Annotated in this window: 15 protein-coding genes; 7 read left to right on the top strand and 8 right to left on the bottom strand. The window is 64.4% G+C overall.

All coding sequences use genetic code 11. The features are described 5' to 3' along the window. Nucleotides 1–88: 88 nt before the first annotated feature. The 3 genes from ACFQB0_RS01535 to ACFQB0_RS01525 all read right to left on the bottom strand — a co-directional run bounded on the left by ACFQB0_RS01535 (nucleotide 89) and on the right by ACFQB0_RS01525 (nucleotide 4,268). Nucleotides 89–2,146 (bottom strand): hypothetical protein, encoded by a 2,058-nt coding sequence (locus ACFQB0_RS01535; RefSeq protein WP_386726692.1) that lies wholly within the window; start codon nucleotides 2,144–2,146, stop codon nucleotides 89–91. Nucleotides 2,147–2,418: 272 nt separating this feature from the next. Then, the gene (locus ACFQB0_RS01530; RefSeq protein WP_386726689.1) at nucleotides 2,419–3,972 is read right to left on the bottom strand and encodes a glycosyltransferase family 2 protein; all 1,554 of its coding nucleotides are present in this window, start codon (nucleotides 3,970–3,972) and stop codon (nucleotides 2,419–2,421) included. Further along, entirely contained in the window at nucleotides 3,972–4,268 is a 297-nt protein-coding gene (locus ACFQB0_RS01525) for a hypothetical protein (RefSeq protein WP_386726687.1), read from the bottom strand. Before ACFQB0_RS01525 ends, ACFQB0_RS01530 begins: the two co-directional genes overlap by 1 nt. A 176-nt stretch (nucleotides 4,269–4,444) precedes the next feature. Here ACFQB0_RS01525 and ACFQB0_RS01520 point away from each other — a divergent pair, with 176 nt between their 5' ends. The 3 genes from ACFQB0_RS01520 to ACFQB0_RS01510 are packed head-to-tail and all read left to right on the top strand — an operon-like array spanning nucleotide 4,445 to nucleotide 7,528. Next, nucleotides 4,445–5,362 carry an ABC transporter permease gene (locus tag ACFQB0_RS01520; protein WP_386726684.1) on the top strand — a complete coding sequence of 306 codons (918 nt, stop codon included), beginning with the start codon at nucleotides 4,445–4,447 and terminating at the stop codon, nucleotides 5,360–5,362. Then, the gene (locus ACFQB0_RS01515) at nucleotides 5,363–6,583 is read left to right on the top strand and encodes an ABC transporter ATP-binding protein (RefSeq protein WP_386726681.1); all 1,221 of its coding nucleotides are present in this window, start codon (nucleotides 5,363–5,365) and stop codon (nucleotides 6,581–6,583) included. 27 nt (nucleotides 6,584–6,610) lie between these two features. Then, nucleotides 6,611–7,528 (top strand): glycosyltransferase family 2 protein, encoded by a 918-nt coding sequence (locus tag ACFQB0_RS01510; protein WP_386726679.1) that lies wholly within the window; start codon nucleotides 6,611–6,613, stop codon nucleotides 7,526–7,528. On the opposite strand, the gene rfbA is transcribed toward ACFQB0_RS01510, so the two are convergent. Both rfbA and ACFQB0_RS01500 read right to left on the bottom strand, forming a co-directional pair. Continuing rightward, complete coding sequence (gene rfbA, locus ACFQB0_RS01505; RefSeq protein WP_386726677.1) at nucleotides 7,508–8,377, bottom strand: glucose-1-phosphate thymidylyltransferase RfbA; 870 nt, start codon at nucleotides 8,375–8,377, stop codon at nucleotides 7,508–7,510. The two genes, ACFQB0_RS01510 and rfbA, sit on opposite strands and share 21 nt — an antisense overlap. 3 nt (nucleotides 8,378–8,380) lie before the next feature. Then, the gene (locus tag ACFQB0_RS01500; RefSeq protein WP_386726675.1) at nucleotides 8,381–8,989 is read right to left on the bottom strand and encodes a dTDP-4-dehydrorhamnose 3,5-epimerase family protein; all 609 of its coding nucleotides are present in this window, start codon (nucleotides 8,987–8,989) and stop codon (nucleotides 8,381–8,383) included. A gap of 74 nt (nucleotides 8,990–9,063) precedes the next feature. Between ACFQB0_RS01500 and rfbB the strand changes: the two genes are divergently transcribed. The 3 genes from rfbB to ACFQB0_RS01485 are packed head-to-tail and all read left to right on the top strand — an operon-like array spanning nucleotide 9,064 to nucleotide 12,044. Next, nucleotides 9,064–10,050: a dTDP-glucose 4,6-dehydratase gene (gene rfbB / locus ACFQB0_RS01495; RefSeq protein WP_386726672.1), complete on the top strand. Its 987-nt coding sequence runs from the start codon at nucleotides 9,064–9,066 to the stop codon at nucleotides 10,048–10,050. Nucleotides 10,051–10,056: 6 nt separating this feature from the next. Further along, entirely contained in the window at nucleotides 10,057–10,911 is an 855-nt protein-coding gene (gene rfbD, locus ACFQB0_RS01490) for a dTDP-4-dehydrorhamnose reductase (RefSeq protein WP_386726670.1), read from the top strand. Further along, nucleotides 10,908–12,044, top strand: coding sequence for a glycosyltransferase family 4 protein (locus tag ACFQB0_RS01485; protein ID WP_386726669.1), 1,137 nt, complete (start codon nucleotides 10,908–10,910; stop codon nucleotides 12,042–12,044). The genes rfbD and ACFQB0_RS01485 overlap by 4 nt, the downstream gene beginning before the upstream one ends. Nucleotides 12,045–12,063: 19 nt before the next feature. Here ACFQB0_RS01485 and ACFQB0_RS01480 read toward each other — a convergent pair whose 3' ends face one another. Then, nucleotides 12,064–13,485, bottom strand: coding sequence for a glycosyltransferase family 2 protein (locus ACFQB0_RS01480; protein ID WP_386726666.1), 1,422 nt, complete (start codon nucleotides 13,483–13,485; stop codon nucleotides 12,064–12,066). Continuing rightward, a complete protein-coding gene (locus tag ACFQB0_RS01475; protein WP_386726663.1) occupies nucleotides 13,482–13,709 on the bottom strand; it encodes a hypothetical protein in 228 nt (75 codons plus the stop codon). Before ACFQB0_RS01475 ends, ACFQB0_RS01480 begins: the two co-directional genes overlap by 4 nt. 187 nt (nucleotides 13,710–13,896) lie before the next feature. Here ACFQB0_RS01475 and ACFQB0_RS01470 point away from each other — a divergent pair, with 187 nt between their 5' ends. Beyond that, a complete protein-coding gene (locus ACFQB0_RS01470) occupies nucleotides 13,897–14,811 on the top strand; it encodes a glycosyltransferase (protein ID WP_386726661.1) in 915 nt (304 codons plus the stop codon). A gap of 8 nt (nucleotides 14,812–14,819) precedes the next feature. Here the strand turns inward: ACFQB0_RS01470 and ACFQB0_RS01465 are convergent, their stop codons facing one another. Further along, nucleotides 14,820–15,818, bottom strand: coding sequence for a glycosyltransferase (locus ACFQB0_RS01465; protein WP_386726659.1), 999 nt, complete (start codon nucleotides 15,816–15,818; stop codon nucleotides 14,820–14,822). Between the last annotated feature and the right edge of the window lie 2 nt (nucleotides 15,819–15,820).

The following is a 15,820-nucleotide window of genomic DNA, read 5'->3' as shown; positions in this document are numbered from 1 at the left end:
TTGACCCTAGCGCCTGTATTGGCGCGACAAAAGCGCGGCTGCTGGCACGAACGCGTTCAGGTCCACACCAGCAACCGCTTCAAGCGGATCAGACGATGACCGTTCTACAGCCGATCAACTTGTTGTCGCCAGGGCCCATGTTGATGCCATAGATGCATACCTGATGCGAGCCCGGACTCGATGGGATCGCCTCGGAATACCCATGAGGCGCTCCGTAAGCAGGGTATACGGCCGCGAGATCTGGGCGATCGCGGTTCGCCATGAAGGCATATCCGCTCGAATCGACATAGACGTGAACCGGAACCGGATCTGCCGTGTCGGGATCGTAGGCCCAACCCGCCACCGAAATGACGCCATTGGAAGCCGTCACGGAGTCAATGACGCCAACGGGTGGTCCACTCATCCCCTGAACGACACGGCAAGCGAGAACACGGTTGCCGCCAGGCGCGGCGATATCGATGCCGTAAGCACACACCGTATTGGCTTCGGGCGATGCGGGCACGGTCACCGAATAGCCGTGCTTGTCGCCGTAACCGGGGTAAGCGCTGGCGACATCCGGCCGCGACTGATCGGCCGCTCCCGCCACGCCGTTTGCGTTCGCGTACACGTGAACGGGCGTCGAAGCAGCCGAGTCCGGGTCGAAGGTCCACCCGGTCACAGTAAAGCTGCCCGGCTTCGCCGTCACCGAGTCCACAACACCGTAAGGAGACCCCGAGTGCACCGTCACGGTACGGCACCCGATCTGTTTGTTCTGTCCACCACCGGCGATGTTGATGCCGTAGACGCAGACGTTATGTATGCCAGGACTCGCCGTCATCGTGCGGGAATACCCATGCTTCGGACCGTAGGCAGGATAGGTCGAACCGAAGTCGGGGCGATCGTCGTCAGCGGTGTAGGCGTAACCGTCGCCGTCCACGTAGATGTGCACAGGAGCGGACGCGACGGTGTCGGGGTCATACACCCACCCGGTGACCGTGATCTTGTCGCCGACCGCGGTGATGGCGTCGATGACGCCCGACGGCGATCCCGTCATCCCGGGCAGAACCGGGCACCCGAAGAGCTTGTTCTGCCCAGGTCCCAGATTGATCCCATAGATGCAGACGGTCTGAGGACCCTCGCCTTGCATGGGCAGACTCGCATCGAAGCCATGGTACGGGCCTGCGCTCGGCCATGTCGCTCCGACATCGGGCCGGTTGTTGCCGGCAAGCACTTGGAACCCGACACCGTTGATGTAGACGTGGAGGTAGATGGACTGCGAGGTATCCGGGTCGAACGCCCAGCCTGCGAGGCGCACCGTTCCCGGGCTCGCCTGCACCACGTCGAGGCTCGCGATCGGGCTGCTCGAGTCGTTCGGCGAGCCGAACCAGTTGTTGAAGTAGACCCAGAAGTTGCGATTCCCATAGGAGGAGCACGAGTCACCCGTGCCGCCGAGGTTCGCCAGCGCAGCCGCGTTCGGCTGATAGGGCGTGTAGTTGTAGAGGTTGGCCGTCGCCTGGTTTCGGATGTTCACGATGCTTGAGCCACACGAGGCGTTCGGGTGGTAGCCCACCGAGATGTTCCCGATCCGGTACTGGCGGCTCGGGTAGTTCGTGTACTGACGGAACTGCCAGGCGGCCTTGTAGACCTGGTTGTAGAAGCCGTAGAACTGCGCGTCGCAGTCGGAGGTGTCCGGACAGCCGTAGCCCATTGCGACACGATACTGGCGCTCCGTGGGTGAGGATGCCGTGACGAGTCCTTGCTCTTTCTGCAACGTGACGATCAGAACCTTGGGACTGATTCCACAGGCCTGGGCGACTTTGAAGATGATACGGCTGGCCGGCTCGTTCGTCGCGCCGGTGTAGGCATCGCAGTGGCCGGGCTCGACCGCGCCACGACTGAAGGTGTCCACGGAGTAGTTCTTCAGGCATGTGTACCCGTTCGCACCGATGCAGTTCGGCACCTGCGACTCGAGGAACGCCTGGACCTGCGCCTCGCTCAGCGCATTCGCGTCGAAGAATTCACCATCGGAAATAATCGATCCTGGATCGAAGTCCGCTCCGGAGAGCGCCGACGCGGTCTGAGCGGGCTGTACAACAGGCATGAGCAGCGCGGTCACACAGGCGACAACGAGCCCCCACGCCACAACGCGCATCCGTCCGATTGTCATTGGTCTGTGATCTCCTCCGGTGCGGCGTCGGGTCGCACACAGTCAACGAGACGTGGAGTGAACGACGGTCACGTGCCGACCGAGCGCCTCGTGCTCCCTTTCGTGAGCAGTCCAACGGTACGACAGGAGTGGTCCATCCGCACCGTGACACGACACTCTCGAGCGAAATGACCTCCCTGCGACCCTGCTTTCTTCTCCCGAAGACGACACCTCATAAGGGCAAAGACGCCGTCTCGATAGTCATCCCCTCCTCGCCTCGACACCTGACGCCATCACGCGAGGAAGGGATCCCTCTGGGGACCACCCCACCGGTTGAGGATGGACTTCTCCTCGTAGGAGTGCACAAGCGGGTTCCGCGAACGGGACTCGAAATGGTAGAGACGGACATCCGGCAGCCAGAGAAGCCGGTAGCCGGCCTGTCGCACCTTGTTACAGAGATCGACATCGTTGAAGTTGCCGGGGAATGACTCCGAGAAGCCGCCGACCTCGAGAAAGACCGTGCGCGGCATGGCGATGCAGGCTGCGGTAAGCCCAGAGGCCTCACGATTGATCAGCAGCGAGGAGAACGCCCCATAGGCATCGGCTCTCTCACCCAGATAGGCATGAGTGTACTGCCCCATGTGGTGTAGGTGACCGGCGTGCTGAATCCCGCCATCCTCGAAATAGAGCATGGCACCGGTCATGCCGACGTCTGGTTCCCGAAGTGGTGCCAGCATGGCTCCGACGATCTCCTCGCTGATGGCCTCGACATCGTCGTTCAGGAAGAGAAGCGCATCGCCGGTAGCCGCGAGTGCACCGACATTGCACTTTCGGCTGAAGTTGAAGGCGCCCTCGAAAAGAACCGGCAACAAGCGGTCATCGGCGATCTCACCGAGTTCGTCCAACACCGATTCAGGAGTGTCCGAGTCGTAGACGACAACAATCTCGAGAGAGCGATGCTCGGTTCGCGCCAGCAAGCTCCTGACGGCCTCGACAACGAAGACACGCTGTGCACCCCAGACCTTGCCAGCCGTTCCGCGCGTCGGGATGATCACGCTCACCCGCCGATCGAGCTCCGGCTCCCGTGCAATCCTGTATGTGCCCGGCACAGGCCCGAACTCAGCATGGCCGAGGATGCCTACCCGCCCAAGGTGGGCATCGACCGCGCGAAGCCCCGCCTCCCAAGCGTAGGGCTTCGCATCCGAGGAATGCGCGGTCGACCCCGGCAACACCCGCCAGTGATACAGAACGTCCGGAACGTGAACGATGCGACGCGCCCGCTCAGTCACCTTGAGGACGAGATCGTGGTCCTGCGAGCCCTCAGTGGAAGGGTCAAATCCTCCGACCGCTCGCGCGAGCTCGGTGCGCAGCACAGAGAAGTGCCCTGTGTACATCTGCCCTCGGAGACGTTCCGGCGACCAATCCGGCTTGTCGAATCGATCGAAGACCCCCCCCATCGCGTCGACCTTGTCCTCATCGCTGTATACATAGTCGACATCACGGTCGGTGTCGATCGCTTCTGAGACGAGCCGCAAAGCGTCTGGGTCGAGCACGTCGTCATGGTCGAGAAGCGCAATGAACTCACCCGCCGCCACTGCGAGGGCATCGTTCGATGCGGCGACTATGCCGCCGTTTTCCGCTCGTTCGATCACCCGGATACGCGGATCGGCGCGAGCGGCTTTCCGAAGCGCTGTGCGCACACGATCATCCGGCGACATATCGTCGACGAGAATGAGCTCCCACTCCGGATAGCTCTGTGCGAGCACGGAGTCGATGGTGCTCCGCAAGACGACAACTGGCGTGTTGTAGACCGGCGTCAAAATCGAGAATCGCGGAACTCCGCCCATCATTTGCGCCCGAGGAGTCGACGGACGAGTCCGACCGGCTTCGTCACGATACGACCGATCTTCCACGTCGTGGACTTCCGGATGAGGCCCACCGTGTGGATCGTGCGTCCTTCGGCGTTTTCGAGGTCGATACGTGCCTGCATCAGCTCGGAGCGCAGTCCGACCTCGATGTCGCGAGCGATGAGCTGCGCGTGGCTGAGCTCCCTGACACTGATCAGAAGCTCATCGCGTTCCCGCTGGAGCACCCGGAAGGCTTCTCTCTCGCTGTGTACGGTCTCAGTGTGCTGCTCGGTCATCGAATCACTCTCGTCGGCTATCACGTCGCCTCGAATTGTACCGCCGCGCTCGAACGAGTAGAGCGCCATTAGACATAGACACGGAAGCTGCGAGGTCGCTGTGCATCGCACGATCGGGATACGCAGCGCAAGTCGATAGGATTCTCTGGATCGATCCCGACCCCGAGAGGCTCACGATGTCGACAACCCCCGAGGAGGCGCGCGCTCAGCGTATCCTCACCGAACCGATGACCCGTGTCGGGCGGGCAGCGGGCGGCCATCGCGGAACGATAGCGTCCATACGCGAGATCTGGGACTATCGGCACCTGCTCGGCCTACTCGTCAGCCGCGAACTGCGCGCCCGCTACAAGAACAGCAGCCTCGGCATCGTGTGGTCGCTCCTGCGGCCCCTCGCCCAGCTCCTCATCTATTACGTCGCGATCGGCCAGTTCCTCGGAGCGGCCAGGCAGATCCCCGACTTCGCGATCTTCGTCTTCACAGGCCTCACCGTCTGGGGCCTCTACAGCGAGATCATCAGCGCAGGCACGATGTCGATCGTCTCGAACTCAGGCCTCGTCAAAAAGGTCTATCTGCCGCGCGAGATCTTCCCCCTCGCCTCGGTGGGCAGCGCGCTGTTCAACTTCCTCGTCCAGTTCATCATCCTTGTAGCGGCGACACTCGTCCTCGGCCGGGCCCCGCTGCATCCTGACCTCCTCCTCGTGCCCCTCTCGATCGCGCTCATTGTCGTGTTCGCGACCGCTTTCGCGCTCGCCCTCGCGGCGATCAACGTCTATCTGCGCGATGTCCAGCACCTGGTCGAGATCATTCTGCTCATCCTGTTCTGGGCTTCGCCGATCGTTTACTCGATCACCTTCGTCAACGGCACGCTCCACGGCTCCTGGGTCGAGGAGATCTACCTGGCCAATCCTGTCACCCTTGCCGCCCTCGGCATGCAGAAGGCGATGTGGGTCGCAGGGACACTCGATACCGCTCAATACTGGCCGCCCGGCCTCGAATGGCGCATGCTCACGGCGCTCGGCGTCAGCCTCGTACTCCTCTGGATCGGCCAGCGGGTGTTCTCCCGCCTGCAAAGCAACTTCGCTCAGGAACTCTAGATGCCAAAAACCGCTTCCATCCCCATCGTCCGGCTGGATGACGTCTCCAAGCGCTTCATCCTGCACAAGGACAAGTCGTTGAAGGACCGCGCGCTCTACTTCACGTCGCGCAAACAGTCGCGCTCCGACTTCTGGGCGCTTTCGAACGTCTCCCTCGAGATCCAACTCGGCGAGACAGTCGGCCTGATCGGCCACAACGGCTCGGGCAAGAGCACACTCCTAAAGGTCATCGGCGGCATCATCGACCCATCCGGCGGGGTCGTCGAGCGGCGCGGCCGTGTCGCCGCTCTGCTCGAGCTCGGCGCGGGCTTCCACCCCGACCTCTCCGGCCGAGAGAACGTCTACCTGAATGCTGCGATCCTCGGCATGAGCCGTCCCGAGACCGATGCCGTCTTCGAAGAGATCGTCGAGTTCTCCGGCATCGGAGAGTTCATCGATTCCCAGGTGAAGTTCTACTCGTCCGGCATGTACGTGCGGCTAGCGTTCGCCGTCGCGGTGCACTCAAACCCCGATCTGCTCCTCGTCGACGAAGTCCTCGCGGTCGGCGACGAGCCGTTCCAGCTGAAGTGCATGACGAAGATCCGCCAGTTCCAACTCGAGGGCCGAACGATCGTGCTCGTCAGCCACTCCGCCGACCAGGTGGCCGAGATCTGCACGCGCGCCGTCGTTCTCGACGCAGGCAAGGTGGTGCACGACGGCGATGTCGGCGAGGGCATCCGCACGCTCCGCGAGGGCTACGAACGCGATCGCGTCGAAGCCGAGCAGGAGTCGGCGCAGCGCCACCGCGTCACGCTCGCCGAGCCGCTCACGATTCACGGTGTCTCCGTGACCGATGGCGCCGGAGTCGCGATCGACGGCCCCGTCGAGCCGGGAACCGACCTCACCATCACGATCGACGCCCAGCTCAAGGAGACCCTCTCCTGGATCACGGGCTTTACGTTGGCAAATCCGCTCGGTCAGACGGTCTACAGGCTGAATACCGAAGGCCTCGGAATGGAGCTGCCCGACACGCCCGGCCGTTACAGGGTGAGTTTCTCCGTCCCCGCCACGAACTTCTCCTCGAGTCAGCTCGTGCTGAGTGCCGGAGCGACGACACCCGATGGGCATATCATCGCCTCCGTCAACCCCGCAGGGCACCTCGACTTCACGGCGGACCCATCGGGTGCAGGCTTCGTCCAGTTCGCGGCGAGCGGCCGAATCGAGACGTCGGCCGACAGCTGAGCCGGACACCTCGATATCATCGAAGAAATGACGTCCACTGCACTTGCACTCGTCACCGTCAGCTACGGATCGGACGACGCCCTCGCCGCGCTTTTCGCGAGCCTCTGTGACGCCACAACCCACCCCCTGCTGATCGTCGCGGCCGACAACCTGCCCGGTACCGGCCGCGCGAAGGAGATCGTCTCCGCAACGGGGGGCAGCTACCTGCCGATGACGAGCAACCGGGGCTACGGCGGCGCCATCAATGCGGCGGTCGCCACCCTGCCACCCGAGGTCGAGTGGGTCGTCATCACGAATCCGGATGTCACCTTCTTGCCAGGCTCGATCGACACGCTGCGCCGTACCGCTGAGTCCGATGCGCGCGCAGCGAGCGTCGGGCCGCTCATCCGCAACGACGACGGCACCGTCTACCCCTCCGCCCGCGCGGTGCCGTCGATCCGCGTCGGCATCGGCCACGGCCTGTTCGCGAACATCTGGCCCGGGAATCCCTGGACCGCCCGCTACCACGCCGACACGGCGACGGATCGCCCCCGCGCCGCAGGCTGGCTCTCAGGCGCATGCCTCCTCGTGCGCCGTTCAGCCTTCGAGGCTGGCGGCGGCTTCGACGAAGGCTTCTTCATGTACTTCGAGGACGTCGACCTGGGCTACCGTTTCGCAAAAAACGACTGGCACAACATCTACCAGCCGGCGGCGGAGGTCGTGCACACAGGCGCGCACTCGACCTCCGGCTCCTCCGTTGCGATGGTCAGAGCCCACCATCGCAGCGCAGAGCGCTTCATCTCGAAGAAGTACTCCTCGCCTGTGATGTGGCCGGTGCGCACGGCGCTCCTCGCCGGACTCCGCCTGCGTTCACTCGTCGCTGAGCGCCGCTCCCGCCGAGGCGAGCGAACCACGTCCGAGCTCGTTCGGGAGCGACGACGACGCTCAGGACGGGAGTTCGAGTAGCTGCTTGAGGTACGAGCCGTAGCCGCTCTTCACGAGCGATCCCGCAAGCTGGGCGAGCTTGTCGTCGTCGATCCACCCGGCACGCCAGGCGATCTCCTCGATGCAGCCGATCTTGAAGCCCTGTCTATCCTCGATGACACGCACATACTCCGACGCTTGCATCATCGACTCGAAGGTTCCCGTGTCCAGCCAGGCCGTGCCACGATCGAGGACCTGGACCTGGAGACGGCCTTGCTCGAGGTAGCGCTCATTGACGGTGCTGATCTCGAGCTCGCCGCGCGCGCTCGGCTCGATCGTCTTGGCGATCTCGACGACCGAGTTGTCGTAGAAGTACAGTCCGGGAACCGCATAGTTGCTCTTCGGTCTCACCGGCTTCTCTTCGATAGACAGAGCGGTGAAGCCACCGTCGAACTCGACGACCCCATAAGCGGTCGGGTTGCTGACCTGATAGGCGAAGATCACGGCACCATCGATGTCGGCGTTGTGCCGAAGCGACGATCCGAGCCCCGTACCGTGGAAGATGTTGTCACCGAGAACCAGGGCGACACTCTCGTCGCCGATGAACTCCTCGCCGATGATGAATGCCTGGGCGAGACCGTCCGGCGATGGCTGCACGGCATATTCGAGTCGGATTCCGAGGTCGGAGCCGTCACCGAGAAGGGCACGGAACTGCTCATTGTACTCGGGCGTCGTGATGATGAGGATCTCGCTGATTCCCGCCATCATGAGCGTCGAGAGCGGATAGTAGATCATCGGCTTGTCATAGATCGGCATGAGCTGCTTCGAGATGCCCTTGGTGATCGGCCAGAGCCGGGTCCCGGATCCTCCGGCGAGAATGATTCCGCGCATGGACTATGCCTTCCCGTCGAGCTCGTCGTAGTAGGCGCGTGCCGCCTCCCAGGTGGGCAGCAGACCGGAAGCCGCCGCCTCTGCGAGCCCCGGCGCCTCGGTGTCCTTCGGAGAGAGGAGCAGCTCACCGGCCTCCTCGGGAAAGGCCAAGGCGATGCCAGGGTCGAGCGGATTGATGCCGTGCTCACGCTCCGGCCTGTAGACGTCCGTCACGAGATAGCTGACCGTGGCATCGTCGGTGAGCGCGACGAAGCAGTGTCCGAGCCCCTCGGCAAGGTAGACGGCGCGGCGGTCCACATCGTCGAGCCGGACGGCGTCCCAGGTTCCGAACGTTGGCGAGCCGACACGGATGTCGATGACGAAGTCGAGGACGGCTCCGCGCATGGCGGTGACATACTTCGCCTGGCTCGGCGGGACGTCGGCGAAATGAATGCCACGGACGGAGCCGCGGCGAGAGACGGAGGTGTTGGCCTGCCTGAGGTCGATAGGGTGCCCGACGGCCTCTTCGAGCCTGTCGAAGCGATACCACTCGAGGAAGACCCCGCGGTCGTCGCCGAACTGTTTCGGTGTGATCTCGTAGGAGTCGGGGACCTTCAGCTCGCGGATTTGCACGCCCAGCAGTCTACCAAGCGGCTTCCCGATAGAATCACAGAGGTCATATAGCGATTGGAAACGGTACTCGACGTATGAAGATCCTCGTCACCGGCGGAGCCGGCTTCATCGGCTCGAACTTTGTTCGCCGTACCCTGCAGGACGCCTATCCCGGCCTGGAAGGCGCCGAGGTCGTCGTGCTCGATGCGCTCACGTACTCGGGCAACCTGGAGAACCTCGCACCGGTCGCAGACTCGCCGCGGTACCGCTTCGTGCAGGGCGACATCCGCGACGGGCGTCTGCTCGATGAGCTCCTCCCCGGCATCGACGCCGTCGTCCACTTCGCCGCGGAGAGTCACGTCGACCGTTCGGTGCGCGACGCGAGCATCTTCGTCGAGACCAACGTGCTCGGCACCCAGCAGCTGCTGGATGCCGCTCTCCGCAACGACCTCGAACGTTTCGTCCACGTCTCCACCGACGAGGTCTACGGCTCGATCGCCGAAGGCTCCTGGAACGAGGAACGCCCGCTCGAGCCCAACTCCCCCTACTCGGCCTCGAAGGCCGGAAGCGACCTGCTCGCCCGCAGTTACCACCGAACACACGGTCTCAACGTCTCGATCACACGCTGTTCGAACAACTACGGCCCGTATCATTTTCCCGAGAAGGTCATTCCGCTCTTCGTCACCAACCTCATCGACGACAAGCACGTTCCGCTCTATGGCGAGGGCGACAACATCCGCGATTGGCTGCACGTCGACGACCATACCCGGGGAATCGCCATGGTGCTCGTCGGCGGTCGCGCCGGCCAGATCTACAACATCGGCGGTGGAACGGAGCTCACGAACAAGGAGCTCACCCGGCTTCTGCTGGATGCGACAGGCAAGGACTGGTCCTCTGTCGATCGAGTCGCGGACCGCCTCGGCCACGACCTGCGCTACTCGGTCGACATCTCCAAGATCCAGGCCGAGCTCGGCTACCGCCCCGAAGTTCCCTTCGAGCAGGGCCTCACCGATGTCGTGCAGTGGTATCGCGACAACCGCAACTGGTGGGAGCCCCTCAAAACCCGCGCCGCACTGAGCTAGGGCATTATGAGCCGCTATCTCATCACTGGCGCGTCCGGCATGCTCGGTCGTGACCTCCAGCACGCATTGGCCGGTCGTCACGTGACCTCCCTCGGCCGCGCAGACCTCGACGTGACAGACGCGGACGCCGTGCGCTCGGCAACCGCCGGACACGATGTGATCATCAACGCAGCGGCCTACACCAGGGTCGACGATGCCGAGACCCACGAAGACGAGGCCTTCGCGGTCAACGCGACGGGCGCTCGGAATCTCGCGCGCGCCGTCGCCGAGAACGCGGCACGACTCGTGCAGATCTCCACCGACTACGTCTTCGACGGCTCGGCGAGGGAGCCCTATCCGGAGGACACTCCGTATACGCCCATCTCGGCGTACGGACGCACGAAGGCGGAGGGTGAGCGGCTCGCGCTCCTAGAGCATCCGGATGGAACCTATGTCGTGCGTACCGCATGGACCTACGGCGCATACGCCTCGAACTTCGCCAAGACCATGCTCAAGCTCGCCAAGTCGAAAGACAGCTGGGGGGTCGTCGACGACCAGATCGGTCAACCGACGTGGACCGGAGACCTCGCACGTCAGATCGTCATGCTGATCGACGCCGGAGCACCCACGGGGATCTACCATGGAACGAACTCCGGCCACGCGAGCTGGTTCGACTTCGCCCGCGCCGTGCTCGACGTGTCTGGACTCGATCAAGAGCGGATCACCCGGACGGACAGTTCGCAGTTCATCCGGCCTGCTGCACGGCCGGCTTACTCCGTGCTTGGACACGAGGCCTGGCGCACGGCCGGCCTTGCCCCCATGCGCGATTGGAGAGAGGCCCTGGACGAAGCCGCGCGCACCGGCGCCCTGGACATCTCATGACCGTGCTCCGCGTCGTCGTGGACCAGATGATCGCACCGGTTCCCGGGCCGATCGGCCGGTACGCCGAAGAGCTCACCCGTGGACTCATCGCCACCGCCCCCCTCGACTGCGAGGTCGAGGGTATCGTCTCGTCGTCGCCTCCCGAGAGATACGAACAGCTCGAAGCCGCCTTGCCGGGTCTCAGCGGGCTCTACAAGACGACGCTCGCCCGGCGCGAGCTCGCCGCGACGTGGCAACTCGGGCTCACGACATCTCCCGGTGGTGGCATGATCCATGCGCCAGGGCTGCTCGCACCCCTACGGCGGCACGATCGTCTCAACGATGGAACCCAGATAGCCGTCACGATCCACGACCTGCTGGCCTGGACCCATCCTGGGTCGTTCACGAACGCGACGGTCGCTTGGCACAAGGTCATGGTGCGACGCGCACGGAAGCACGCCGATGCGATCGTCGTGCCGAGCCACGCGCTCGCCGAGCAGCTCTGCGAGATCGCCGACTTCGGAGACCGCGTCCAGGTGATCCCCGGTGCGGGACGCTCGAATCTGTCGGTGCCGCTCGACGCGAACAAGCGGGCACTGGCTCTCGGACTCCCCGAGACCTTCGTTCTCGCGACGGGCTCCCTCGAGCCGAGAAAAGGCGTTACCGCCCTCATCGAAGGGCTGGGCGCATCCGGCGCCCCAGACGTGCCGCTGCTCATCCTCGGCTCGGACAGCTGGGGCGAGATCGAGCTTGCCGCGATCGTCGACGAGGCCGGACTGCCCGAAGGCAGAGTGCGCGCACTCGGCACGCTCTCAGACGAGGACTACGCGGTCACACTCGCGCGTGCGACCGTTTTCGTGAACCCGAGCCTCGAAGAAGGATTCGCCTCGTCGATCATCGACGCGTTCCGCTTCGAGACGCCCGTCGTGCACTCCGATGCGCCGGCACTCGTCGAGGTTGCCGGAGACGCAGGGGTCGCGGTCGCTCGAGAGCCCGCGAAGGAGTACCCAGGGCGGTTGGCCGCGTCCATCGCGGCCGTTCTCGGCGACGACGAGCGAGCCGCGCGCCTGAGGATCTCCGGGGCGGACCGTGCACGGGCCTTCAGCTGGCGCGACGCCGCCGAGCGCGTCTGGCAACTGCACGCAGATCTCTAGGGAGGAGCCTGGACGGTCGTCAGTCGACGTAGCTCGGCCAGTACGCATCGACCTGCATCCTGCTCGCCCACCGGTTCTGGATGGCCGTGAGCTCAGAGGGGGCAATCGTCGCAACGCGTGACTTCGACTCGAAATGGTAGAGCCGCACATAAGGTGTCCAGAGGATCGACCGGTCGATCGAGCGCAACTTGAGGCAGAGATCGACGTCGTTATAGTTCCCTGGGAAAAGGTTCGAGAAACCACCAACCTCCCAGAAGTCATCCGCGGGGATCATCGCGCAGGCGGCGGTCGCTCCTGACACCTCCCGGACGACACCCATCGAGCGCAGAGGATCATTCCACTCCGGCGGCCAGCTGTGCGCGATATGGCCGGCCTGACCGCCGCGGTAGAGATGCCCTCCGTGCTGGACAGTACCGTCGTCGAAATAGAGCATCGTGCCGACGAGGCCGATGCCCGGCTGCTGCGCGAGGCCGACGAGCTCCTCGATCCAGCCACCGCTCACGAGTTCCGTGTCGTCGTTCAGCAGAAGAAGGTACTCGCCGCGCGCGAACAAGGCGCCTCGATTCATCTTCGCGGAGAAATTGAACGGCTCAGACCAACGCACGAGGCGAAGTCGCTCACCGGCCAACTCGACCAAGTCGTCGATGACAGTCTGCGGCGTGGCGTCGTCGGCGACGACGACGAACTCGAGAGCCGCCCAATTCGAGCGATCGAGGATGCTCCGCACGGCTTCGACGACGAGCACCCGCTCGGAGCCCGCGATCACGGCATCGCCCCCCCGAGTCGGGATCACGATCGAGACGAGCGGTTCGCCGACGACGGCGTACCGCAAACGGAACGTGCCATCGCCGAGAGTGTCGATCTCGGCGTCCACGCCGAGCCGTTCCAGGTGATCGCCGACTGCTGTGCGGCGCGCGATGGTCATGTCTTCCCCGAAGGCCTCCGGCTCGATACGGGAGGACAGCGGACTCGGGAGGCGAAGCACAGGAGCATCCGCCTCGGCCAATCGGAAGAACAAGTCGAGGCTTTCGGCCCCGGGAACGAGCGGCCCTGCTGCGAGCGCCGTGCGGGCTGTCCCGCTGCGGAACACCCGTATCGCTCCGAGGTAGTCCTGGGATCGGAGGCGGATCGGAGAGAACTCGGGCCGGCGGATCTCGTCGTCGTCACCGTACACGGATTGAATCTCCGGAAAGCGCTCGAAAGCTGCGCCGAGGGTCTGAAGCGCGTCGGGCATGAGACGAGCGCCGCCATCGAGAACCACGAGCAATTCCGCGTCATCGAGCGCAGAGACGAAGACGGCGCCGGGATCGGTCTCGTCCGCGCTCAGCACACGCGGGGACAGCGAGACGGAGACGAGGGAATCGAGGCAGGCGGCGAGCGCATCCTCCGACGCGTGCCGCCCGTCGACCAGAACGGCGAACGACGCGAGTGAGGCGCTCACTCGTGGTGCCCCCTCCGGCTGTTGCGGACACGGTTGACCGCTCGAAACGGCGAGGTCATCAGCCGGCCGATGCGCCACGACGGCGATCGCTGCAGACGGTCGAGCCGCTCCTCGACGCTCAACTGATCGGCCGGCGTGAGGCTGGAAACGGCCGAACGCTCAGCGAGTTCGGCTTCGAGGCCCAGCACGCGATCCACGAGCGCAAGCTGGCGTTCGAGCGTCACGATACGTTCATCGGCGGTGAGCTCGGCTTCCGGCCCGGTCCAGATGTGTTCCGGCTGTGTCGTCACGGTGCAGTCGTTTCCCCTCGTGGATGGACGTGAACTACTGTAGCTGTGTCGGCTGGGCGGCTCGTGCTCCGAACAGTCATCGCCGTCGCCCAGTTGCCAGATAGAGAGTGGTCCTTCCCCCGTGCACACCGTGATCGCCGTCGTCCCGACGTATCGTCCCGACCCCGGCGTCCTCGAACGACTCGACGCCATCGCCGAACAATTGGACCGCGTCGTCGTCGTCGATGATGGCAGCCCGAGCAGTTCCACGGTCCTCGATGAGATCGAGGCACGTGGACACATCCTGATCCGGCGCGCACGCAACGGCGGCATCGCGACCGCCCTGAACGACGGAATCGCACGTGCCCTCGCAGACGGAGCCGAGTTCGTCGTCAACCTCGACCAGGACACAGTCGTTCCACCCGGCTATGTCGACGCCTGTCTCGACACCTTCGACGCAGCGAGTCCGGCCACGCGTCTCGGCATCGTCTGTGCGGACGCCATCAACGGCCACCCCTCGATTCCCCCACGCCACTCCCCCGAAGGATTCGGGCTCGTTGACGAGGCAATCCAGTCCGGACTCGTGATCTCCGCCAAATGTCTCAGGACCGCCGGGCTCATGGACGACCGGCTCGTCATCGACTGCGTCGACACGGAGTTCTGCCTGCGCGTCCGCGCCGCGGGCTTCCGCATAGCCGTCGCCGCGGGCACCAACCTCGAGCACTCGCTCGGCGAGCAAGCCCTCTTCCGGCCCTTCGGTTTCCAGCGCTACGTGAACGGGGAGCCGGCGCGCTACCAATACCACTCGCCGATGCGGCGTTACTACATCACCCGCAACAATATCGACCTCGCACTCCGCTGCCTGCGTTCGCGTCCACGCTGGGTGCTCTCCATGGTCCGCCGTGAGGTCACGCCAGCCATCAAGACCATTACATCGGGGCCGCATCGTGCCCGTCATCTCCTTGCAGCCGTCACCGGGGTGGCGCACGGTCTCGCTCGGCGGCGCGGGATGATCCCGGCCGCGTTGCAGGCGAGCCTGACTCCATCTCGAGGCTGAGACGGGAGTCAGCTCCGGGCAGTGCGTGTCCGCGCGTGCTCCAGCGAGCCGCGCTCGATCGCGGCGACGTCACTCAGATCCACCCGGTTCGCGCGACGATAGCTGACCCACCTCGCCACGTGATAGGCCGGGTTTCGCAGAAGCCAGCCGATCGTGTGCGCAACACCATAGTCCGGGTCGCGAACGATCCGCACCGAGTCGCCGAGCACACCATAGCCGATGTGGGCGAACATCTTCAGGAGACCGAACGCCGCTGTGCGCTCGCCTACGCGGCGCATCCCGACGACCTCGTCGAAGATGCGTGCGCCGTACTCACGGAGCGTCAGATCGTTCGAGTGGATGACGGCCCCGCCTGGAGCATAGGCCTTGCGATAGCCGGCTGCCACGACGTCGGCCCCGAAGGCGAGATCCTCCGAATACGGAACGTCGCGGTATGGGATGGTCTCGAGCAGGAAGTCCCGCCGTGTCGCCGAATTGACGTCGGAGTAGAAGGTGTCGGGACCGTCTGCGTCGTTCTTCTGCACGACCGTCGTGCGGCCCTCAGGTCCAAGACGCGCGAAGACACCCTGAATCTCGTACTTCGCGAGCGGAAAGCATCCGGCACGCGGGATCTGTTTGCCGACGACGGCGACCGCATCGTCGCCATCGGGCTCGAGCGGCGCCGTGAGTTCGCGCAGCCAGTTTTGGTCGGCCGGGATCGCATCCTGCGTGAGATAGGCGAGGAGCCGTCCCCGCGCCAGCCGTGCGGCCAGGTTGCGTGTGCGGCCGTGACCGAACTCGACGTTCGGAATCTCATGGAGACGAACGGTCGGATGAGACCGCACGATCTCGACCGTTCCGTCGGTCGAGCCCGAGTCGATCACGAGAATCTCCACCGTTCCCGGGAACTCCTGCCGTGCGAGCGCGTGGAGGACATCGTCGAGATGGTCGGCACCGTTGAAGGTCGGAACGATGACCGTCACATCGACGATGGTATCGTCCACGACCTCGGCGTCACGCTCGCTCATGC

Origin of the sequence: Luethyella okanaganae (assembly GCF_042660285.1) — a bacterium.
Classification (GTDB): Bacteria; Actinomycetota; Actinomycetes; order Actinomycetales; family Microbacteriaceae; genus Luethyella; species Luethyella okanaganae.
Note: the sequence above shows the minus strand (reverse complement) of the source record. Positions and strands in the feature narration are given on the sequence as shown.